General features: G+C 72.9%; 19 protein-coding genes and 1 pseudogene. 8 read left to right on the plus strand and 12 right to left on the minus strand.

The window, feature by feature from the left end; translation table 11 throughout:
• Window positions 1-49: 49 nt before the first annotated feature.
• Window positions 50-1,246: a MarP family serine protease gene (locus B085_RS0117450; RefSeq protein WP_018559860.1), complete on the minus strand. Its 1,197-nt coding sequence runs from the start codon at window positions 1,244-1,246 to the stop codon at window positions 50-52.
• Between the two features lie 586 nt (window positions 1,247-1,832).
• On the opposite strand from B085_RS0117450, the gene B085_RS0117455 reads away from it, so the two are divergent.
• Window positions 1,833-2,042, plus strand: coding sequence for a DUF2630 family protein (locus B085_RS0117455; RefSeq protein ID WP_051102098.1), 210 nt, complete (start codon window positions 1,833-1,835; stop codon window positions 2,040-2,042).
• The gene (locus B085_RS0117460) at window positions 2,039-2,347 is read left to right on the plus strand and encodes a GNAT family N-acetyltransferase (RefSeq protein ID WP_018559862.1); all 309 of its coding nucleotides are present in this window, start codon (window positions 2,039-2,041) and stop codon (window positions 2,345-2,347) included. The genes B085_RS0117455 and B085_RS0117460 overlap by 4 nt, the downstream gene beginning before the upstream one ends.
• A gap of 52 nt (window positions 2,348-2,399) precedes the next feature.
• Here the strand turns inward: B085_RS0117460 and B085_RS0117465 are convergent, their stop codons facing one another.
• Both B085_RS0117465 and B085_RS0117470 read right to left on the minus strand, forming a co-directional pair.
• Entirely contained in the window at window positions 2,400-3,005 is a 606-nt protein-coding gene (locus tag B085_RS0117465; RefSeq protein ID WP_018559863.1) for a TetR/AcrR family transcriptional regulator, read from the minus strand.
• A gap of 133 nt (window positions 3,006-3,138) precedes the next feature.
• Complete coding sequence (locus B085_RS0117470; protein ID WP_018559864.1) at window positions 3,139-3,579, minus strand: OsmC family protein; 441 nt, start codon at window positions 3,577-3,579, stop codon at window positions 3,139-3,141.
• Between the two features lie 233 nt (window positions 3,580-3,812).
• Between B085_RS0117470 and B085_RS0117475 the strand changes: the two genes are divergently transcribed.
• The 4 genes from B085_RS0117475 to B085_RS42735 all read left to right on the plus strand — a co-directional run bounded on the left by B085_RS0117475 (window position 3,813) and on the right by B085_RS42735 (window position 9,799).
• Window positions 3,813-6,341: a SpoIIE family protein phosphatase gene (locus B085_RS0117475; RefSeq protein WP_018559865.1), complete on the plus strand. Its 2,529-nt coding sequence runs from the start codon at window positions 3,813-3,815 to the stop codon at window positions 6,339-6,341.
• 191 nt (window positions 6,342-6,532) lie between these two features.
• Window positions 6,533-8,011, plus strand: coding sequence for a dihydrolipoyl dehydrogenase family protein (locus B085_RS0117480; RefSeq protein WP_018559866.1), 1,479 nt, complete (start codon window positions 6,533-6,535; stop codon window positions 8,009-8,011).
• 76 nt (window positions 8,012-8,087) lie between these two features.
• Window positions 8,088-9,041, plus strand: coding sequence for a hypothetical protein (locus B085_RS0117485; protein ID WP_018559867.1), 954 nt, complete (start codon window positions 8,088-8,090; stop codon window positions 9,039-9,041).
• Window positions 9,038-9,799 carry a peptidoglycan-binding domain-containing protein gene (locus B085_RS42735; RefSeq protein WP_018559868.1) on the plus strand — a complete coding sequence of 254 codons (762 nt, stop codon included), beginning with the start codon at window positions 9,038-9,040 and terminating at the stop codon, window positions 9,797-9,799. The genes B085_RS0117485 and B085_RS42735 overlap by 4 nt, the downstream gene beginning before the upstream one ends.
• On the opposite strand, the gene B085_RS0117495 is transcribed toward B085_RS42735, so the two are convergent.
• Window positions 9,748-11,349: an IucA/IucC family protein gene (locus B085_RS0117495; protein ID WP_018559869.1), complete on the minus strand. Its 1,602-nt coding sequence runs from the start codon at window positions 11,347-11,349 to the stop codon at window positions 9,748-9,750. The genes B085_RS42735 and B085_RS0117495 overlap by 52 nt on opposite strands.
• Before the next feature lie 75 nt (window positions 11,350-11,424).
• On the opposite strand from B085_RS0117495, the gene B085_RS0117500 reads away from it, so the two are divergent.
• Both B085_RS0117500 and B085_RS42740 read left to right on the plus strand, forming a co-directional pair.
• A complete protein-coding gene (locus B085_RS0117500; RefSeq protein WP_018559870.1) occupies window positions 11,425-13,083 on the plus strand; it encodes an IucA/IucC family protein in 1,659 nt (552 codons plus the stop codon).
• Window positions 13,084-13,340: 257 nt separating this feature from the next.
• Complete coding sequence (locus B085_RS42740) at window positions 13,341-13,907, plus strand: hypothetical protein (RefSeq protein WP_037731902.1); 567 nt, start codon at window positions 13,341-13,343, stop codon at window positions 13,905-13,907.
• Here B085_RS42740 and B085_RS0117510 read toward each other — a convergent pair.
• From B085_RS0117510 to B085_RS0117555, 8 genes and pseudogenes are all read right to left on the minus strand, one after another.
• On the minus strand, window positions 13,894-14,613 hold the full coding sequence (locus B085_RS0117510) for a vWA domain-containing protein (protein ID WP_018559872.1): 720 nt from the start codon (window positions 14,611-14,613) through the stop codon (window positions 13,894-13,896). The genes B085_RS42740 and B085_RS0117510 overlap by 14 nt on opposite strands.
• A 70-nt stretch (window positions 14,614-14,683) precedes the next feature.
• Entirely contained in the window at window positions 14,684-15,430 is a 747-nt protein-coding gene (locus tag B085_RS0117515; RefSeq protein ID WP_018559873.1) for an aminoglycoside 3'-phosphotransferase, read from the minus strand.
• Window positions 15,431-16,333: 903 nt separating this feature from the next.
• Window positions 16,334-16,600, minus strand: a pseudogene (locus B085_RS0117530) (heavy metal translocating P-type ATPase); the annotation flags it as partial.
• Between the two features lie 99 nt (window positions 16,601-16,699).
• Window positions 16,700-17,410, minus strand: a complete 711-nt coding sequence (locus B085_RS0117535) for an SDR family oxidoreductase (RefSeq protein WP_018559876.1) — start codon at window positions 17,408-17,410, stop codon at window positions 16,700-16,702.
• Between the two features lie 79 nt (window positions 17,411-17,489).
• A complete protein-coding gene (locus B085_RS0117540; protein WP_026251134.1) occupies window positions 17,490-18,284 on the minus strand; it encodes a crotonase/enoyl-CoA hydratase family protein in 795 nt (264 codons plus the stop codon).
• Between the two features lie 25 nt (window positions 18,285-18,309).
• Complete coding sequence (locus B085_RS42750) at window positions 18,310-18,558, minus strand: MaoC/PaaZ C-terminal domain-containing protein (protein WP_018559878.1); 249 nt, start codon at window positions 18,556-18,558, stop codon at window positions 18,310-18,312.
• Window positions 18,559-18,652: 94 nt separating this feature from the next.
• The gene (locus B085_RS0117550) at window positions 18,653-20,647 is read right to left on the minus strand and encodes an acetoacetate--CoA ligase (protein WP_037731848.1); all 1,995 of its coding nucleotides are present in this window, start codon (window positions 20,645-20,647) and stop codon (window positions 18,653-18,655) included.
• Window positions 20,648-20,661: 14 nt separating this feature from the next.
• The gene (locus tag B085_RS0117555; RefSeq protein ID WP_018559880.1) at window positions 20,662-21,903 is read right to left on the minus strand and encodes a CaiB/BaiF CoA transferase family protein; all 1,242 of its coding nucleotides are present in this window, start codon (window positions 21,901-21,903) and stop codon (window positions 20,662-20,664) included.
• Window positions 21,904-21,905 lie beyond the last annotated feature (2 nt).

Raw genomic sequence — 21,905 nt, forward strand, 5'->3', positions numbered from 1 at the left:
CCACGGCACCGCGGTCACCGGCCACCGGCCACCGGCCACCGGCCACCGGTCACAACGCGGCGCGGTCGCCGGTGTCCACCGGCTGCGTGGCGCGCGCCCCGCGCAGGGCGTCGGAGCGCACCTCGTCCGCGGTCAGCACGTAGCCCGTGGTGGAGTCGGTGGTGGAGCGGGCGAAGACCACTCCGTAGACGCGTCCGGAGGTGTCCAGCAGCGGGCCGCCGGAGTTGCCGGGGCGCACCACGGAGCGGACCTGGTAGATGTCGCGGGTGACGGCGCCCTCGCCGTAGATGTCCTGTCCGGTGGCGCGGATGCGCCCGGCCACCGTCGCGGCGCGCAGGTCGAGGCCGCCGTCCTGCGGGTAGCCCGCCACGACCGCGCCGTCGCCGCGCACGGCGTCGTCGGTGAAGCTCAGCGCGGGCGCCTTCAGTCCCGGGACGTCCAGGACGGCGATGTCCTTGCCGGGGTCGAAGAGCACGACGGTGGCCCGGTAGGCCCGCCCGGCGCCGCCGACCTGGACGGCGGGGTCGTCCACCCCGGCCACCACGTGGGCGTTGGTCATGACGTGCTCGTCGGCGTAGACGAAGCCGGTGCCCTCCTGCCCCTGGCGGCGGCCGTCCACGAAGGCCACGCCCTCGATCTTGACGGTGCTCCGGGCGGCGGCGCCGGCCGCGGCCGCGGTGACGTTGTCCCCGGAGGGCGCGGGCACCCCGTTGACGGGCTCGGACTCGAAGGGGTTGAACACCTGCGGGAACCCCGCCTCGGCCAGTGCGCTGGTCGCCCTGCTGAACCAGGTCGGCGCCTGCCGGGGCATGGTGTCCTGGACCGCGCCCAGCACCGCGGACCCGCGGATCGACTGGGCCAGCACGCTGGAGGAGGAGGTCACCAACACGCTGGCGGCCACCCAGGAGACCAGCAGCACCGCCACCGCGTTGGCCACCGCGCCGCCTGCCCCGTCGAGCCAGCGCAGCGGGCCCCAGTCCAGCCCGGTCCGCGCCTTCCAGGCGACCCCGGAGGCGAGGGCGTGCCCACCGGCCGCGGGCACCAGGACGGTGAGCAGCGCGACCAGCGTCGCCCGCGGTGTGCCCGGCTCGACGTACTGGAGCACGTACGGCAGCAGCCAGACGCCGACCACCGCACCGCCGAGGAAGCCCGCGAGCGAGATGCAGCCGGCGACGAGCCCGCGCCGGAAACCGGCGACGGCGTAGGCGACGGTCAGCACCAGGAGCAGGAGGTCGAGCAGGTTCAACCGAGGGGCCTTTCGACGAAACCCTGTGGACCAGTGAAAACGCACATTAACTGACCATAGGTTCCCTTTTGCGGCACACCGCACGCAGACTCCGTCACATCCGCCCCGGATACCCCGGATCGCCGTGGAATCGCATGGGAAAGGCCCGGCGCGGCTTCCGTGTGCATCCACGGACTCCGGCACCGGGCCCTCCGTCGCACCGCACCCCGTCCCCACGGGTCGGCGCGTGCGGGACCCTCCCACCGCTCAGGGGCGGCCCCGCAGCTCAGTCCCCCTACATCACGACGACCGGGGCGCCGCCGGCATTCCCGTCCCGGGCTGTGATTCCGCTCCGGTACACCCGGACGTCACTTACCGGCGGGTCACCAGGCCGCCGCGCGGCCCGGCTTCCGGGACACCGGCGCGACACGAAACCGTTTCGTACGCGCCGACACTAGAGGCAGCCTTATCGAAACGCAAGTGTTTCGATCGCTTGGGCGCAGCGGGCTGCCTAGAGTGGGTGCCGACGACCGAGGAGGTGCGGGCCGTGGCCGAGCAGCAGTCGGGAGATCGCCCCGAGAAGGCGATCCTGGAACGGATCAGTGCGATGGTCTCCGACGAGAGGACCCTGCGCGAGCTCCTCAGCGAGGGGCGGATGGACGGCGAGACCGAGCGGGCACGGCTCGACGCGCTGGAGCGCGAGCTCGACCAGTGCTGGGACCTGCTCCGCCAGCGCCGCGCCAAGACCGCGGCGGGCGGCGACCCGGGCGAGGCCAGGGTGCGCTCGACAGGCACGGTGGAGGGCTACCAGTCGTGAAGAGCGACGCGAAGGTGACGGACGCCACGGGAGCGCGGCGCTACGAGGCGCGCGTCGACGGCAGGCTGGCGGGCTTCGCCACGTACATCCGAACCCCGGAGATGGTCGCCTTCCTGCACACCGAGGTGGACCCGGAGTTCGAGGGCCGGGGCGTGGGCTCCTCGCTCGCCCGCCACGCGCTGGACGAGGCGCGGGAGCGCGGCCAGAGCGTGCTGGCGGCCTGCCCGTTCATCGCGGGCTGGATCGCGCACCACCCCGAGTACGAGGACCTGGAGTACCGGCCGCGCAGCGCGGTCAGCGACTAGCACCGGCGACCGGCACCGGGCGGCCGGGAGTGAGCGACGCGGCGGCCGGGCGTCAGCGGGCCTGCCCGATGCCCAGCGCCGGCAGCACCACCGCGTCGATGTAGCGGTGCATGAAGGCCGCGTCGACCTCCACGTCCTCCAGGAGGCGGCGGGTGATCACGGCGCCGAGCATCATGTGCGGCATGAACTCGGCCGCGGGGACGGCGGCGTCGATCTCACCGCGGCCGGCGGCCCGCCCCAGCAGCTGCCGCACCCCGGAGAGCTCGGGCTCGATCAGATGCTGGCGCATCGCCTCGGCGAGGTCGGGGTTGGTGGCGGAGGCGTGGGCCAGGCCCCGGATCAGCGGGGTGTCCACGTCGGAGCCGTCGCCGATGCGGTCGGCGAGCTCGTGCAGGTCGCCGGGAAGCGAGCCGGTGTCGACGTTCTCCACGTGCACCGGCTTGGTGCACTTGAGCGCGGTCACGACCAGCTCGGGCTTGCTCTTCCACTGCCGGTACAAGGTGGCCTTGCTGGACCGGGTGCGGGTGGCGACCGCGTCCATGGTCAGCGCGTCGTACCCGACCTCGCGCAGCAGATCGATCACCGCGCCGTACAGCTCCTGCTCCCGCTCGGGCGTCAGCCGGGTGCGGCGGGCCGGTGCGCTCGCGTCGGTCGTCATGTTCCGTGCTCCGTCTCTCGTCCCCTGCGAAACGGTTTCGTATCCCAACGACAATATGGCACCGCCCACCGAAACCGAAACGTTTCGATGGGCGGTGCACCCGCTGCGGCTCCGGTCCGGTGCCGTGCGCGCGTCAGGCCAGCGAGGCCGTGAGCGTGATCTCCGTACCGGCCAGGGCCTTGCTCACCGGGCAGTTCGCCTTGGCGTCCTCGGCCGCCTTCACGAACTCCGCCTCGTCCATCCCGGGCACCTCGCCCTCGACGGTCAGGTGGATGCCGGTGATGCCGGTGCCCGGCTTGAAGGTGACGTCGGCCTGGGTGCGCAGGCGGGTCGGCGGGGTGCCCGCCTTGCCCAGGCCGGCCGACAGGGCCATCGAGAAGCAGCTGGAGTGGGCGGCGGCGATGAGCTCCTCGGGGCTGGTCTTCCCGCCCGGCTCCTGCGAGCGGGCGACCCAGGTCACCGGGTACTCCCCGATGCCGGAGGAGTCGAGGGTCACGACCCCGCTGCCCTCCGTCAGACTGCCGTCCCAGACGGTGTGCGCGACGCGCGTGGTGGAGTGCGGCGTGGTGGACATGGTGGATCCTCCCGAGTGCGGAGTGAGTACGGCTGCGGCGGGTCCAAGTCTTCACCACGGCGCACCGCTTCGCGAAGCGATCTCCCGCGCCGTGACGTCCGTGTTGCCCCCTGTCAAACGGGCCGTCACCCACAAGAGTGGCTGTACGCAGGGATTTCACCGACCCGCCCCCCGCCGCCGTGCCGCCGCCCTACGTTCGGGACCTGGGACGCGGACGTCAAGGAGTGAGCCTGGTGGTCGAATCCGTACGGGTACCGATCCTCGCTTCGTGGGAGCGCTGTCAGACCGCCGGCCTCGACCCCGAGCGGTTCGAGGTCCCGTACACCGACGACCTCGACCCCGCCGGAGCCCTGGTCCGGGCGGCGGGTCCCGTCCTCGACCGGCTCGCCGGCACGCTCTCCGGCACCCGTACCGCCGTCCTGCTCACCGACGACCGGGGGCTGGTGATCGACCGCCGGGCCGCCGAGCCCCCGTTGCTGCCCGCCCTGGACCGGGTCCGCCTCGCCCCCGGGTTCAGCTACCACGAACTCGACGCCGGGACGAACGGCATCGGCACCGCCCTGGCCGCCCGGCAGCCCGTCCGCGTCTCCGGCGAGGAACACTTCTCCGCCGCCCTGCGCGGCTTCACCTGCTATGGCGTACCCGTCCGCCATCCCGTCAGCGGCCGGGTGGAGGGCGTCCTCGACCTCACCAGCAGGTACGGCGACGCGCATCCCCTCATGGCCGAACTCGCCCGCGGCTGCGCCCTCGCCATCGAGCAGCGGCTCCTGGAGGAGTGCGGCGAACGCGAACGCGCCCTGCTGCACGGCTACCTGACCGCCGAGCACCGCGCCACCACGGCCCCCTTGCTGCTGGACGGCGCCGGGCGCTTCCAGGGCGTCGGGCCCCCGGCCGGTCTCACCGACGGGGACGAGTCGGCGCTCACCGAGACCGCGGCCGGCCTGATCGCCGCCGGACGGCGGGAGACACTCCAACTCCCCCTCTCCCACGGCCGCACGGCCCATCTGCTGTGCCGGCCCCTCGCGGGCGGCGCCGTCGTCGAGGTCAGCGTGCCCGGTGACCCCGGGTCGCCCGGCGGCGGCACCGGCGCGGCCGCGCGCCGACCGCTGCTGGTCGGCGAAGCGGGGGTGGGCCGCATCGCCGTCGCCGCGCGCCGCCGCCTGGAACTGCTCAGCGACGCCGCCCTGCGGATCGGCACCACGCTCGACGTCTCCCGTACGGCCCGCGAGATCGTCGAGGCCGCCGTCCCCCGCTTCGCGGACCATGCGACCGTCGACCTGTTCTGCCCCGTCCTGCACGGCACCGCCCCCGTCGACCCCGGGGCGGAGCTGCGCCGGGTGGCGGCGAGCGGCGCGGCCCCCGGCGCCGCGTACGGCCCCCACGCCAGGGGTGAACCGATTCGCCTCGTTCCCGGCAGCCCCCAGGCCGGAGCCCTGTGCGGCGGCTCCGCGGTCCGCGACACGTCCCCGGGCCCGGACGGCGAGCCGCTCGCCGTCATCGCCGTCCCGCTGCGCGCCCGGGACACCCTGCTGGGCGTCGCCACCTTCCAACGCGCCGCACGGAACGAACCGTTCGCCGACGACGACCTCACCCTCGCCCGCGACCTCGCCGCCCGCGCCGCCGTCTGCATCGACAACGCGCGGCTCTTCACCCGCGAGCACCACCTCGCCCTGGAACTCCAGCGCAGCCTGCTGCCGCGCGGCGTACCGGAGCAGCACGCCGTGGACGTCGCCCACCGCTACCTCCCGGCGGCCCGCGGCCGGGTCGGCGGCGACTGGTTCGACGTGATCCCGCTGTCCGGGGCGCGCGTGGCGCTGGTCGTCGGCGACGTCGTCGGCCACGGCATCCACGCCGCCGCCGCCATGGGCCGGCTGCGCACGGCCGTGCACAACTTCTCCGCCCTCGACCTCCCCCCGGACGAGCTGCTGGGCCGCCTGGACGACCTCGTCGTCCGCCTCGACGACGAGAACGGCACCGGTCCCGGCCTCGCGGGCGCGACCTGCCTCTACGCGGTCTACGACCCCGTCACCCGGCGCTGCCAGCTGGCCCGCGCCGGGCATCCGCCACCGGCGCTGCTCGCCCCCGACGGCGAGGTGCGCTTTCCCGACCTGCCCGCCGGGCCGCCCCTGGGGCTGGGCGGACTTCCCTTCGAGACCGCCGAGTTCGCGGTCCCCGAGGGCAGCGGCATCGTCCTCTACACCGACGGCCTCATCGAGGGCCGCCACCTCGACCCGGACACCGGGATGCGCCGCCTCGGCCGTGCCCTGGCCACCGTCCCGCGCGGCTGCCCGCCGGAGGAGGTCTGCGCGGCACTCGAGGCCTCCCTGCGCCCCGCTCCCTCGGCCGACGACGTCGTCTTCCTCGTCGCCCGCACCCGGACCCTGGACGAGCGCCAGGTCGCCGGCTGGGACGTGCCCGACGACCCGGCGGCCGTCTCCGCCCTCCGCTCCGCGATCACCCGCCGTCTGCGGGCCTGGGGCCTCGAAGAGCTGGCCTTCACCACGGAGCTGATCGCCAGCGAGCTGATCACCAACGCCATCCGCCACGGCGCCGGCCCCGTGCGGGCCACTCTGCTGCGCGACCGCGCCCTGGTCTTCGAGGTCGCCGACGCCAGCGGCACCTCCCCCCGCCTGCGCCGCGCGGCCACCACCGACGAGGGCGGCCGCGGCATCTTCCTGGTCGCCCAGCTCTGCCGCCGCTGGGGCACCCGCTACACCGACCAAGGCAAGGTCATCTGGACGGAGCAGCAACTCCCCGCGTGAGGCGCCCGCAGCCGGCGGCCGCGGGCACCGGCGCGCGTCGGGGCCCCTTCCGCCCTCGCCCTGATGGCCTACCAGTCGCACCAGGTCCCGTCCCCGACGCGCCACGTCGGCGGGCACGGTCGAGGGTGGCGAAGCGGCGGGACACGGGGGTTCCGGCTGTGCGCGGACGCGGTGTTGCCTACGGTGGAACCATGACCACGGCGGCAGACAGCGGTACGAACGCGAGCACGGACACCTACGACGTCATCGTCATCGGCGCGGGCCCCACCGGGGAGAACCTCGCCGACCGAACCAGGCAGGCCGGACTGACCACGGTGGTGGTCGAGGCGGAGCTGGTCGGCGGTGAGTGCTCGTACTGGGCGTGCATCCCCAGCAAGGCGCTGCTGCGCCCGCAGGCGGCCCTGGACGCCGCGCGGGCGGTCGCGGGGTCGCGGGAGGCGGCCGGCGGGCGGCTGGACGCCGCCGCGGTGCTGGCCCGGCGCGACTGGTGGACCGGCAACTGGAAGGACGACGGCGCGGTGAGCTGGCTGGACTCGGCCGGCATCGACCTCGTCCGGGGGCGCGGACGGCTCGACGGGCCGCGCCGCGTCGTCGTGGAGACCCCCGACGGCGGCGAGCGCGTCCTGACCGCCCGGCACGCCGTGGCGGTCTGCACCGGCACCCGCGCGCAGCTGCCCGACCTGCCCGGCATCGCCGACGACCACGTGTGGACCAGCCGCGACGCCACCAGTTCCCCCGAGGTGCCGGGACGGCTCGTGGTGGTCGGCGGAGGTGTGGTCTGCGTCGAGATGGCGACCGCCTGGCGGTCGCTCGGTTCCGAGGTGACCGTGCTGGTCCGCGGCTCCGGGCTGCTGCCGCGCTGGGAGCCGTTCGTGGGCGAGCTCGTCGCGGACGGCATGCGCGCCGCCGGTGTGGACATCCGCACGGGCGTGTCGGTCACGGAGCTGCGGCGCGCCTCGGAGTCCGGGCCGATCACCCTGGTGCTCTCCGACGGCACGGAACTCGTCACCGACGAGATCCTGTTCGCCACCGGCCGCGTCCCGCACACCGACGCCCTGGGCCTGGAGACGGTCGGCCTGACCCCCGGCTCCTGGCTGGACGTCGACGACACCTGCCTGGTCAAGGACGTCGAGGGCGGCTGGCTGTACTGCGCGGGCGACACCAACCACCGCGCCCTCCTCACCCACCAGGGCAAGTACCAGGGCCGTATCGCCGGCGCCGCCATCGCCGCCCGCGCCAAGGGGGAGCCTCTGGACACCGCCCCCTGGGGCCGGCACGCGGCCACCGCCGACAACGTCGCCGTCCCCCAGGTCGTCTTCACCGAGCCCGAGGCCGCCGCCGTCGGCATCACCGCCGAGCAGGCCGAGCGGGAGGGCCGCCGCGTCAGGATCGTGGACTACGAGATCGGCAACGTCTCCGGCGCCGGGCTGTACGCCGACGACTACAAGGGCAAGGCCCGCGCCGTCGTCGACCTGGACCGGGGTCATCTCGTCGGCGTCACCTTCGTCGGCCCGTCGGTCGGCGAGATGCTGCACTCCGCCACCATCGCCGTCGCCGGTGAAGTGCCGCTGGAACGCCTGTGGCACGCCGTGCCGGCCTTCCCCACCATGAGCGAGGTGTGGCTGCGGCTGCTGGAGACCTACCGGGACGCGCCGGACGGCGAAGGCTGACGCAGACGGCGGCCCCGGGCGCCTGCCGATAGGATCGCGCCCTGCTCGTCGAGTCCAGGTCGAGGGGACAGCTGAGGTGGGGATTTTCCGGCGCGGGCCGAAGCGTGACCAGCGGGACACACCCCGCGACCCCGAGTACGCCTTCTTCTCGGTGGACGAGGGGGCGCGCTTCCGCGCGACCGTTCGCGAGTCGTTCGCCGAACTCGGGCTGGAGGTCACGGTCTTCGCCGACATGGTGACCGACGACTCCGGCCGTCGCTTCGGGCTCGGCAACCTCGCCGCGCTGTGCCACAACGACCGCCGCGGCCCGCGCGTGTGGCCGCAGCTGGCACGCGAGCACATCGGGGCGGTGCTGCGCACCCTCGACGGGCCGTCGCCGCTGGAGACCATGCCCGCCGAGGAGATCCGCGAGCGGCTCTACCCGCGCCTGGTCACCCCCGACGCGGTCGACCCGGACACCTTCCGCTACGCCCGGATCGCCGCGCCCGGGCTGCTGGAGGTGCTCGCCCTGGACCTCCCGGAGAGCGTGATGACGCTCGCCGACCAGGCCCTGGTTCCCCTCGGCGACACCCGCGAGCTGCGCGGCCGTGCCCTGCTCAACCTCCGGGACCTGCCGGTGGAACGGCACGAGGTGGTCCGGCACGCCGACGTGCGCTTCGACGTCCTCGTCGGCGACTCCTTCTTCACCGCGGCCCGGGTGCTGGTCCTGGACGAACTCGTGGAACGGGTCACCGGGAAGCCGCTGACCGCCGACGGAGCGCTGGTCGCCATGCCGTTCCGGCACCAGCTGGCCTTCCACGCCATCCGTGACAGCGCCGTCATCCCGGCCCTCAACGGCATGGCGGGCTTCGCCGCGGCGGGCCACGAGGACGCGGTGGGCCCCATCAGCCCGTACGTCTACTGGTGGCGGGACGGCGTGCTGACCCAGCTCAGCCGGAAGGACGGCGACGGCCTGCTGATCACCGTCGGCGAGGAGTTCCAGGACGTCCTCGAACGCCTCGTGCCCGACCAGGCGGGCGAGGAGAGATGAGCGGCGGCGAACCGGGTGGCACGACCGTCAGGCCGCTGATCAACGTGGGCCCCGAGGGGCCGGCGCCCGACTACGCCGAGCTGTTCCCCGAGGACCCGCCCGGCCCGGGCGGCGGCCCCGGCGGAGCACCGCAGCCGCAGCCGCGGCCGGCGCACTCGCCTCGCGGGGCGCGCCGGGCGGCGGCCCGTCCCCGCCGGCGCCTGCGGACCGTCGTCACGGTGGCCGCGGCGGTGACCGGGGTCGGCGTACTGGCCCTGCTCGGGCACCTCGTCACCGGTCCGGGTGAGGCCGACCGCGCGCGGCCCGCCCCGAGCGCCTCCCAGCCGCGGCTGGCGCTGCCCAGCCTTCTCGACTCCGACGGCACGACGGAGGCCTCACGCGGCGCCGGGGCCCCTTCGGCCCGGTCGGGCCCTGGCGGCCCCTCCCCGTCCGCCTCCGGTTCCGCGTCCGGCACACGGGCACCGGCCTCCGCCACCGGCTCGGCGACCGCCGGCGCCCCGGGCGGGAACACCGGGACCGCGACGGACGGTTCCGGCGCGGTGCTCAAGCCCGGCTCGCGCGGCCCCGAGGTCGTGGCGCTGCAGCAGCGGCTCGCCCAGGTACAGCTCTACGACGGCCCCGCGGACGGCAAGTACGACGGCGGGGTCAAGGACGCCGTCCAGCGCTACCAGCAGAGCCACGGCGTCACGGGCGACACCTCCGGGTTCTACGGCCCCGGCACGCGCCGTTCGCTGGAGTCGGTCACCTCCGCGCCCTGAGACCGCAGCGGGTTCGGCAGCGGCAGGTAGCGGGCGGCGGCGCCGTCCGCACCGGTCCAGCGCAGCAGCAGATTGGTCTTCCCCGGGATGTGCGCGGCGGCGAGCAGCTCCCGCAGCGGCGCCGGATCGCCGTTCCCGGCCGACCACTGTGCGAGGAAGGCCCGGGCCCGCGCCCACAGCACCGGGGTGAGTTCCGGGTGGCGTTCGGCGACCGCGCCCGCGATCTCCAGCAGGTTGTTGGTGACCAGGCAGTAGACCAGGCGTTCCCAGCCGTGGGCGGCGTCCACGCCAGGCCCGGGGGCGTCCGGCCGCGCGTGGCGGCGCAGCAGTTCGCGGTGCCGCTCCTCCACCAGCTTGACGCCCTCGTGGTCGCGGAAGAGCACCTGGCCGGGCAGCCCGTCGGCGTCCACGGCGACGAGCACGTTCTGCAGGTGGCACTCCAGGACCGCGCCGTGCCGCAGGTACGCGTCCAGCACCGGCGGCACGACCTGCCGCAGATACCCCTCCCACCAGGCCAGCGCGCCGTCCGCGGTGAGGCCGGGCGCGGCGAGCGGGCTGCCCTCGTACCCCTCGGCGACGGCCGCCGCCAGCAACGGGGTCAGCCCGGGGCGCAGGTGCGTGCCGAAGCCGTCGCGGACGACCACGGCCAGTGCCTCGTACGCGTCCCGGCCGCCGAGGTCGGCGGTCCGGTGGCCGCGGTCGGACAGCACGTCCGCCTCCGGCACGGCGCGCAGCACCTCGTCGACGGGCCCCAGCCAGCGCAGGTCGTGCCGCCACAGCCGGCGGATGTCGTTGGTGATCCGCACGTCGAGACTGAACTTCAGGAAGAGGTCGGCCTGCGGCAGGTACACCGTCCGCAGGGACGCCGTCGGCGCGGCCGGTTCCGCGGTGTGCCCGAGGCGCAGCAGCCGCCCGTCGTGGAAGGCCGGGAGGTCGCCCAGCAGGGCCAGCTGCCAGGGGTGCGCGGGCAGGACCCGGTAGCCCTCGGGCACGTCCGGGTAGAGCCGGTCGAGCACCGCGGTGTCGCCCTCCCCGGCCAGCAGGTCCGCGCGGACCGCGAGCAGCGTGAGCGGGAAGCGCGTGTGCGCCTCCGGCGCGTAGGGCAGCCAGCTCTCGGGCGGACCGCCGCCGCGGGCCTTGGGCGCGGGGTGGTGGCGGTGGCCCGCCACGAGGGCCTGCTCGGAGCGCAGATACGGGTCGGCGGGCGGCGGCGCGTGCTCGCGGGCCTCCAGCAGGGCGGCGAGCACGTCGCGGCTGTCGGCGATCTCGGCGGGCAGCTCGGTGCCGGCGACGCCCGTGCGGGCGGTGAGTTCCGCGGCGACGACCTCGACCAGCGCCTCCAGCGGGAGCGGCCGCCAGCCGCCCTCGGTGCGCAGCTCGGGGCCGGCGGGGTGACGCCCGGCCCGCACCCGCAGCAGCGCGCCGGTCGCGGGCAGCCGGTGCACGGGACGGCCCCCGTCCGTGCCCGCGGCCTCGGCGACCTCGCGCAGCAGGCAGTTCAGCAGGGCCGTGGCGGACAGCGCCTCGGCGCGGTCCCAGGCTTCACCCACGACGGAACGTTCCCGCTGGTCGCTGCCCTGTTCGATGCACGGTCGGCCGCCTCCTGCGTAGGGTAGGGACCCATCATGTACCCGCACTCGGCGGCTGCGACGCGGCGCCCCCTGGAGACGGCGTTCGCCACCGAGCTGGCGACGCTCCGTCCCGATCTGCACGACGCGTACACCGCCGCTCTCCCCGGTGCGCGCGCCGCCGTGCTGGGCCGCCTGTGGCGGGCCCTGCTCCTGGAACCCCTGCCGGGCATCGCCTCGCGCGGCCCGGACCGTGTGCTCCTCCGCGACGGCCGGGTGCTCCTCGGGCCGCGCCGGCTGCCCCACGACCTGGGGTCGCCGAAGGACGAACCCGCCCTTGTGCTGGACGGCCGCCCGCACGACCACCCGGCCGCCCTGGTGGAGGCGCTCGGGCTGCCGGGGTCGGGCCTGCTGCGTGACGAGATCGACCACAGCGTCGCCTCCCTGGCCCTGTCCCGGGCGGGCGCCGCGGGCGCGGAGGGCCACGGCGGCCGGCCGCCGACGCTCGCCTCCTTCGAGCAGGGCGTCGTCGACGGCCACCCGTACCACCCGTGCTGCCGCAGCCGTCCCGGTTTCTCGGTGGCCGAGCAGCTGGCCTTCGGGCCCGAGCACCGGCCCGTCGTCGCCCTCGACCTCGTCGCCGTCCCCGCCGCCGACTGCCTGGTCGCGGGCGCCTGGCCGGACCGGTTCCGGGACGGCGACCGGTTGCTGCTGCCCGTCCACCCCTGGCAGACCCGGCACATCCTGCCCGCCCTGGGGCTGCGCCCGTACGCCGAGGCCGCGGTCCCCACCCGGGCGCTGATGTCGGTGCGCACCGTGGCCCCGCTCGACGGCGGGCCGCATGTGAAGACGGCGCTGAGCATGCGGATGACCTCGTCCGTCCGCGACATCTCGGCCCGCTCGGTGACCGACAGCGCCGCGCTGTCCGCGCTGCTGGACGAGCTGACCCGGCGGCTCGGCGGCGACACGCTGCGCGTCACCCGCAACCTCGGGGCGGCCGCCGCCGTCGTCGGCGGTGAGCCAAGCCCCGACCTCGCCGCGCTGCTGCGGGAGTCCCCGTCCGGCTTCGCCGACCCGGCGTCCGGGGAGACCCTGCTGCCCGTCGCCGCGCTCACCGGCCGCCCCGCCGACGGCGGGCCGCCGCTGCTGCACTCCCTGCTCGCGGCCGCGGGACCGGGCGCGCACCCGGACGGCGCCGCCTGGCTCACCGCCTTCGCCCGGCTCGCGCTCCCGGCCATGCTGCGGCTGCTGTCCTGGGGGGTCGCCCTGGAGGCGCACGGGCAGAACCTCCTGGTCGTCCTCGACCGGCACGCCCGGCCGCGGCGGCTGGTCTACCGCGACCTCGCCGACGTCCGGATCAGCCCGGCCCGCCTCGCGCGGTGCGGCGTCACGGTGCCCCCGCTCGGCCGCGGCCTCAGCGACGACCCCGCGGTCCTGCACGCCAAGCTCTACGGCTCTCTGGTCGCCACCACGTTCGGCAGCCTCGTCTCCACCCTCGGCGAGGCCCACCGGCCCACCGAGGCACGGCTGTGGGCCGCGGTGCGCACGGAGACCGACCGCGCCTTCGACGCCCTCCCGGCGACGGCGGACACCCGTACCGACCGCGCGGCCCTGCTCTCCGCCCCCGAACTCCCCGTCAAGGCGCTCACCTTGATGCGGCTGGAGACCTCCGAGAGCGGCGACCACTGGACGGGCCTGCCCAACCCCCTGCTCTGACCGCCGGGTCGGGGAGCGGCGGCCCGGGCGCCCGGCGACGCGGCCCATGCCCGGCACGTCCGTGCGCTCCGGCCCTCGAGGCCCGAACCGAGGCCGTGCCCGGCGCGATCGTGGCCCCGCCCCGCTCGGCGACGGCCGACCCCTCGGCGACCGGCGACCGGCGGACACCCCTGCCCAACCCCCTGCTCCGGCCCGGGGCGTCCGGGGTCCCGGCCCGCCCGCGGTCACTGTCGGTCCCGTCCCCTACGGTGGCCGCCATGTCCGAACCGGCCGACGCCCCGCAGTCCTACACGACGTTGTGGACCAACGACCTCTGCCGCCGGCTGACGCGCGACGGCTACTCCGGACGCCCCCTCCGCGTCCTGTTCGGCGGCCCGCACCAGTCGCTGCCCAGCTTCCGGCTCGCGGGGGTGAAGCCCGGCGACCGCGTCTTCCCGGTCCGCGTCCACCGCACCCGGCTCCATGTGCTGGGCCGCCTGGAGGTGGCGCGGATCATCCCGTACGAGGAGGCCGCGGACGAGCTGGCCAAGCTGCCCGACTGGTCGCCGCTGGAGGGCGGTTGCGCGTCCGAGGTGCTGGTGGGCCCGCCCGGCACCCCGCTCGACTTCGGCACCACCGTCCCCGGCGAGCTGCTGGAACGGCTCACCTACCGCTCGCGCCGGGCCGAGCGCCGGCTGCGGTTCGTCGAGGACGGACGTCTGATGCGGTCGATCGGCCTCCAGGGCGTCTACCGGCTCGCGCCCGAGTCGGCCGCCGAACTCGACCGCCTCGTCGACGCGGCCGCCACGGCCGGGGCACCCGCCGCACCCGTCAGTCCCGGATGACGCCCGCCGCCCGCGCCGCCGTCAGCCACTGCGGGAACTCCTCCATCAGCGCCGCGTACAGCCCGGCGTCCGACGCCGCCGCGGGCTCCTCCCCGGCGGCGTGGAAACCGGCGTTGTCCACCAGCCGCTTGGCGGGTACCGGGAGTTCGTCGAGCTTGCGCAGGAAGTCGAAGTCCCTGCCCTCAGGGTCACCGAAGCCGACGAACTGCCAGAAGATCGGCAGTGCGGCGGCGGAGCAGAGCAGCCGTTCGGCGGCCGTGCGCGAGGAGGGGCCGCCGTCGGTCTGGAAGACGACGAAGGCGGGCTGCGTCGCGCCGGACGCCCGGTAGTGGTCGATCACCGCCTGCATCGCCAGGTGGTAGTTGGTGCGGCCCATGTGGCCGTAGCTGTCGTGGAGCGCGTTGATCCGCCCCTCGTAGCCGTCGAGGCCGATCTCGGCGACGCCGTCCACCTCGGTGGAGAAGAAGACCACCGGCACGACCCCGTCGTCATCGAGGTTCGCCGCGAGCCCGAGGACCTGCTCGGCCAGGCGCTGCACCGTGCCGTCCCGGTAGTGCCGCCGCATGCTGCCGGACCGGTCCAGCACCAGGTACACAGCGGCCCGTTCCCCCGCCACCCCGGCCTTCTCCAGCGACACCCTGGCGTCCTTGTACAGGCTCACCAGACCCGGCGCCGCCGCCCGCACCTTCTCCAGATCGATGGCCATTCCGCCCCGCCCCCTCGCGCTCTCGGCTTCCGCCCCGATCGTGCCACCCGTGCCCGCCCGGGGGCACCCGTCAGGTGACGCTCCACAGGCGCCGGTAGAAGGCGGTCCGCTCCGGATCCGGGGCGATGCCGTACGCGTCCAGGAGCGCGTCCTCCCAGCCGGGGCCGTAGTTCCACTCCGTGCTCCAGGTGGCGACGGCCAGATCGGCCCAGCGGTCGGCGACGCCGAGGGCGCCCATGTCGACGTGGCCCGACCAGGTACCGTCCTCGCCCAGCAGCGTGTTGGGCGCGCAGGGGTCCCCGTGGCACACCACGAGCCGTTCGACGGGAGGCGCGGGCGGCAGGTCCCCGGGCACCTGCCTGCCGGCCCGCCGGGCGCGCTCGAGGCGGGTGCCGACGGACCAGTCGTACGGGCAGGCGTCCACGGGCAGCCGCTCGTGCAGCGCGCGCAGACCCGCGCCCAGCGCACGCACCGTGGTACCGGGATCCGCCGTCCAGCGCGGGCTGACGGCACTCTCGCCGCGCAGCCCGCGCGTCAGCAGCCAGGCCCCGTCGCCGTCCGAACCGTGTTCCAGGACGGGCGGTACGGGGGTGAAGCGGCCAGCCCATTCCAGGCGCTCGGCCTCGGCCCCCAGGTCCAGCCTTGAGCCCGCCGGCGCCCACTTGGCGAACAACCGGTCCTCCCCCGCCCCGATCCGGAACGTCACCCCGCCCGCCTCGTTGCGCCACACGGGCAGCGGCGTCCGCTCCCCCGCCAGCGCCGAGATCCGCGCGGGCACCTCCACCTCGCCGTCCGGCGACCCCGATATCTCCACCACCGCATGCTCTCCCCGAACCCGCCCGGAAGCCACCCCGTTTCACCCGACGGGACACCTCGCCCTCGCGGCCCGGGACTGGCACGCTGACGGCGGGCGGGCGTTCTCGGGGAGGGGCTGGTCATGCGACGGGGAGCAACGGGCTTACTGGGCGCGCTGGTGGGGCTCGGGCTGCTGTGCGGCTGCAGCCCGGCGCGGTTGCCGCTCGTGGCGGTCTGGACGAGCCCGGACGGCACCGCGGTGGCGAGGGTGCAGCCGTGCCCTGGGGACGACGCCTCGCAGGTGGTCCTGCACAGCCGGGACGAGCGGGAGGCCGTTGACGCACCGTCCGGCGGCCCGAGGCGCGAAGGGGCGGACAGCGGCTGGGACATGTGGTCGTCGGCACACATCGGCCGCACGACGTTCCCCCTCTTCGAGCCGCCCGGCTCCTGGCACGTGGAGGCCGACGGCACCCAGGCCCTGCTGCCGGGCCGCACGTACTCGCTGTCGTTCCGCGGCCCCCCGCGGCGGCGGCACCTACAACGGCCAGGTCTACTTCACCGCCGCCGACCTCGCCTCGCTGCGCCCCGGCCAGGTGTGGGCCGACGACCGCCCCATGAGCCGGACCGCCTTCGCCGAGCTGGTCTCCGACACGTGCTGATCCGTACGCGGCGCACGACGAAGCCCCTGCCGGATCTCTCCGACAGGGGCTTCGAGCTGCTGTGGGCCGTTCACGAGTCGGGGTGACCTGCGCCCATGTCCGCCTTGCAGAGTGCCCTTCCCGCGATCGGCAAGATCACTTCCCTTTTTGACATGTACGGGATCGCTCTCATCGGATGCAACCAGTCGACGAGAGCCTGCGCGCGTACGCGAAGTGTCGACGTCCGTCGCTTGCCATCCCTATGTGCAAGCCCGGTGCCTGGCTGCTCACGTGTTGTGGCCGCTGCGGCTCCAGGCGGCCTCACGCAGCAGGCGCAGCTCGTTCAGGCCCACGAGCACGGTGGAGCCCTCGTGGCCTGCGACGCCGAGTGGCAGCGGGAGGTGGCCAGCGAGGTCCCATGCGACCAGTGCGGTGATGAAGACGGCGGCAATGACGAGGTTCTGCACCACGAGCCGTCGGGCGGTACGCGAGAGGCCCACGACAGCGGGTACCACGGCGAGTTCGTCACGGACGACAGTGGCGTCGGCCGCCTTTCAGCAGTAAGGCAACTGGGCGACGAACCTGCGGCACCGGATTTCTCGGCGACCCTCCGCGGCGGTGCGGAGGGGCCAGTGGGCGGGCCGGGACCGAGGTCACCGGGCGGCGAGTCGCTCGTACATGGCGACCGGGTCGCCAGACAGAGCGTCCTTGACCCAGCGGGTGAGATCGTCGGTGAGCACCTCGAAGGCATCCGACTCGACGCCGTCGAGGGCTGCCACTGCGACGTCCCGCGGGCTGATCTTGAGCGCGTCTACGTGAGCCGTCATGTCGGTGTCGACAAGGCCCATGTGCAGGCCGGTGACGCCGATGCCCTGTGGCTGGAGCGCCTGGCGCAGGCTGTTGGTCTGCGACCAGAACGCCGACTTGGAGGCACTGTAGGCGCCGCCTTCGGCGCGCGCAAACCAGGAATGCACCGAGAGGACGTTCAGGATGTGGCCACCGCCGTTGCGCTCGATCACCGGGGCGAAAGCGCGAGTGAGCAGCAGCGGGCCGTAAAAATTGATCTCGAACACGCGGCGGATGTCGTCGAGCGAAGAGGTCAGGAAGCGGCTGCGGGTGGCGGCCCCCGCGTTGTTGATCAGGACGGTGACGTCCTGCGCCTGTTCGGCGACCGCGGCCACCGAGTCCGGGTTGGTGACCTCCAGCGCCAACGCCACCGCGTCGGGGTGGGTGACGGAGCGCGGGTCGCGGGCGGTGGCGTAGACCTTGCCCGCGCCGCGTGCGTACAACTCCTCCACTAGCGCCTTTCCGATGCCGCGGCTGCCGCCGGTGACGAGGACGACGGAATCCTTGATCGCAGTCATGAAACTCACACTCCATACTTGGGATAGGGTGAAACCGATCGGTTTGCAGGGCCTGTCCGGCGTACCCACCCCGACCATGTCAGCGGCCGACGAACTCGGCCGTCCCGCGCGCGACGAAGGCTTCCAGGCCAATCCGTGCGTCTTCGCTGCCAAAGAGCTTCAGCACAGTTGGCATCAGTTCTGCCTCGGCCGCCGCCTCGTTCTCCCGCTCTGCAAGGCGGGCGTTGGCCAGCGTGGCCCGGACGCCCAGCGGTGCCTGTCGGGCGATGGTCTGCGCGATGGCGATGGCCCGGTCGACGTGGGCGCCGTCAGGGACGACCTCCTGAACGATGCCTATGCGATGCGCCTCGGCGGCGTCGAACTTCTCGGCGGTGAGCATCCACCGCATCGCGTTGCTCCAGCCAGCGGCCTTCGGGAAGCGAAGGGTCGCCCCGCCGAAGGGGAAGATACCGAGGCTGATCTCCAGTTGAGCGAAGGTCGCTGACTCTTCGGCGACGGCGATGTCGGCGGCCAGCATCAGTTCGATGCCCAGGGTCAGGCAGGAGCCATTGACCGCGGCTACCAGGGGCTTGGACAGTCGGGAACCCTCAACCTGCCACGGGTTGATGCCGCCCTCCGGCACGAGGGAGCTGTTCTTTTGCAGTTCCGGACCGACGCTCGCCAGGTCCAGGCCAGATGTGAACATCGCGCCCTCGCCGTACAGCACACCGGCGCGCACTGAGTCGTCCCTGTCCAGTTCGCCGTAGGCCGTGGCGAGTTCCCTCAGCATGGTCGCGTCGAAGGCATTGCGTTTGTGCGGTCGGTTCAAACCGATCACCAGCACATTTCCCTCACGACGTACGTTGAGGGTGTTGTACGGGGTCCCGCTAGTCATGCCGGGCCGTCCTTTCTGTAGCGGCTTACTCGCAGAGCACTGAGACGGCTTCGGCGACGCGGACCGGCTTGTCGCCGCCCTGCCGTTCGTGAGCGCTTGTCGTCCCGCAGGGCCTCTTCGCGGCCTTCTCCGGGTCGGCGTGGATCCACTGGTGGTCGCCGGTGACGCCAGCGCAGTGGTCGATATCGTCCTGGGCGATGGTGTGCCAATCGCTGTGGCCGATCACGGGGCCGACAGCCTTCTCGAGGTCATCGAGCCCTTGGCAGGCATTCACGGGTGTCCTAGTGGGTGCCTCTTCAGGCCCTGGGGCCGCCGGCCGCGTAACTCCCACCACCGCAACCACACCGTCCAGACCCGGCCCTGCACGCCTACCTGTGATGACGCAACTGGGCGCCAGACATCTGTGCGTTACGTCGATTGGCACCGACCGATCGGTAGAAGTCGATCAGTTCGGGACGGTCGATCGCGTCGTCCGCGATGACTCCGTCGGTCAGTCCGGCAAGGATCTTCTTGACCGGGACCTCGACCTTCTTCCCGGTCCGTGTGTGCGGCACACCTGGGGCGGCGATGACCTCATCTGGAACGTAACGCGGGGAGACCTCGTCGCGGACGGCGGCGAGGATCCGCTGACGCAGTTCCTCGGTCAGTGGCGCGTCACCATGCAGGACGACGAACAACGGCATCCAGTATCCGCCGCCAGGCTCCTCAACTCCGACGACCAGGGCTTCCTCGACTTCGGAGAGTGATTCGACCGCCCGGTAGATGTCGCTGCTGCCCATACGGATCCCGTTGCGGTTCAGCGTCGCGTCGGAGCGGCCGTGCACGATCACCGAGCCGCGACTGGTGAGCGTGATCCAGTCACCGTGGCGCCACACGCCGTCATACTTATCGAAGTAGGCCGCGCGGTAGCGCTTTCCGTCCGGATCGTTCCAGAATCGTACGGGCATCGACGGCATCGGCTGAACGACCACCAGGTCGCCGACCCCGTCGATCACGGGTGTGCCGGCGTCCGTCCACGCCTGCAGGTCGACGCCGAGATATCGGACGGACAGCTCGCCCGCCTGGAACGGCACCGTCGGCACCGAGCCGACAAAGGAGCTGACGACGTCGGTACCGCCGGAGGTGGATCCGACCAGCACCTCGGACCCCAGCTCGTCGGCGATCCAGCGGTGGGTGTGCGGGCTCAGCACCGACCCGGTGCTGCCCAGGAAGCGCAGGGCCGACAGGTCGAAGTCCTGGGCCGGGCGCACGCCGGAGTTCCGGGTCAGTTCCAGGTAGGCGGGGCTGACGCCGAGTGCGGTGACACGCTCGGCGGCGGCTACGTCCCACAGCGATGTGGCCGTCGGGGTGCCGTCGAAGCAAACGATCCCGGCGCCCACCAGCAGACCCGAATTGCGGGCGTTCCACATCATCCAGTTGAGAGTGGTGTACCAGAAGAAGCGGTCAGTGCTACCGAGGTCGATGTGCAGAGCAGCGGTCTTGAGCTGCTCGAGAAGGACGCCGCCGTGTCCGTGGACGATGCCTTTGGGCACGCCTGTGGTTGCCGAGGAGAACAGCACCCACAGAGGGTGATCGAACGGGACCTGCGCCACCTGCAGTTCGGCCTCCTCGGCTACCGCCTCCTGCCAGGTGAGCTGCCGGACGCCGCCCAAGCCTGCCGGGACCGGGTCGTGGATCGGGCCTCGGGGCACGGTCACTTGAAGCCGGAGTGTCGGCATCTGAGCGGCGAGAGCGCGCGCCTCGGCGGTCCGGTCCACGAATCGGCCGCGGTGGTGGTGGCCGGTAGCGCATACCAGTACCGCTGGGTCGAGTTGAGCGAGCCGTTCTCCTGCCGCAGCCGCTGCCAGATCCTGAGCGCAGCCGGCCCAGATAGCGCCGATGCTGGCCGTGGCCAGAAACGCGATGACCGCTTCTGCGATGTCGGGCAGGTATCCGACAACACGGTCGCCGGTGGTGACACCATTGGCGCGCAGCGTCGCCGCGAATGCTGCCACTGCCGTACGCAACTGCGACCACGTCAGCGACGTGGACTCCCCCAGCTCATTGCGTGCGATCACGGCCGTACCGGTGGAATGGCGGAAAACCTGCGAGACGTAGTTTGTGGTTCCGCCGGGGAACCACTGCGTGCCTGGCATCTCACCCGGTACAAGCGTGCGGGAGGGACGATGCGACCATGGCACGTCGAAGAAGTCCGCCACTGCGCTCCAGAAGGCTTCGAGATCGGTGACAGACCACTGCCACAGTTCCTCGTAGCTTTCGGGCCGCACGTCATAATGCTCGGCGACGTACCGGGTGAACTCGGTTATCCTCGCCCGATCGATGGCCCGCTGCGCGGGAACCCACACCGGCTGTTCGATCCCCATCTGCTCCGTCGGCCTCACGATGGCTTGACCGTTTCGCGCGCCGGCTCCACCAGAGCGCCCTTGGCGAAAAGGGCCTCGATCGTGTCCTCGTCGTAGCCGAGTTCGGTCAGGACGACGCGGTTGTGTTCGCCCTGGAACGCCGGGATCTGCTCGCTCATTGCCGGCTGCCCATTGTTACTTCCGAAGTGCCAGGGCGAGCCGGGGATGGTGATCTGGCCGCCTGCCCGGTCGGGCACTTCCTGGACGGCGGGCCAGGTCTGGGCCCATTCACCCGCCACGAACTCCTGCGGCGTGCGCACGATTCCGCTCGCCAATTTCGCCTCGTCCAGTTGTGTGTCGAGCGAAGCCACGTCGTCAAAGGTGTAGATCCAGGTCTGCACGATGGCACGCAGGTCGTGGATGTGACGGGCCCGCAGCTGTGGTGTGCGGAACCGCGGGTCGTCGGCAAGGTCGGGCCGCCGCATCGCGTTGAGGTAGAACGAGAAGGTCAGGCTGCTTACCAGGCTGGCCGAGATGACGAACTCGTGCCCTTCGGGGCTGATGAAGAAATTGGCGTCCGCCGCGCCGAGGATCGGGGGCTCATCGCCGAGATCGATGCCAGACAGATCGTAGTGCGTGCGCTCGCTTATGGACGTCATGACCGCCGCCATGGCCACGTCGACGTACTGGCCCTCTCCTGTGGTGTGACGGTGGTTCAGCGCCGCAAGCACCGCGATGAGACCGTGCAGCCCGGTGTAGACATCGGCGTGTGACAGCGGGTCAGTCTGATACTTGTTGCTGTCGACGAGGCCGAAGTGGCGCAGTGTGTTCGAGGTGAATCCGGTCTCGGCCTGCACCGCGGGTGCGTACGCCATCCGGCTGCGCCACGGTCCATGCTGGCCGTAGCCGCTCATCGACACATAGATCACTCGGGGGTTCCGCCTCGAGACCGACTCATAGTCCAGACCGAAGAATGCAAGTGCCCCTGGGCGAAAGTTCTCGATGATGACGTCGGCGCTGTCGCACAACTCAAGTACGATCTTCCGTGCTTCGGGGACGTTCAGGTCGATGCTGATGTTGCGCTTGCCGGCGTTCTGCTGCGCGTAGTACCCGCTGATCGCCCCCTGGGTCGGGTAGGAGAGACGCGACACGTCTCCGGTCGGAGGCTCGATCTTGATCACCTCAGCGCCCAGATCCAGCAGGTGCTTTCCGGCGTGCGGGCCTGCGAGGACCCGGGTGAAGTCGACGACACGCAGTCCATGAAGGGGGAGAACCATGA

Source organism: Streptomyces sp. BoleA5 (assembly GCF_000373665.1).
In the GTDB taxonomy this organism is placed as follows: domain Bacteria; phylum Actinomycetota; class Actinomycetes; order Streptomycetales; family Streptomycetaceae; genus Actinacidiphila.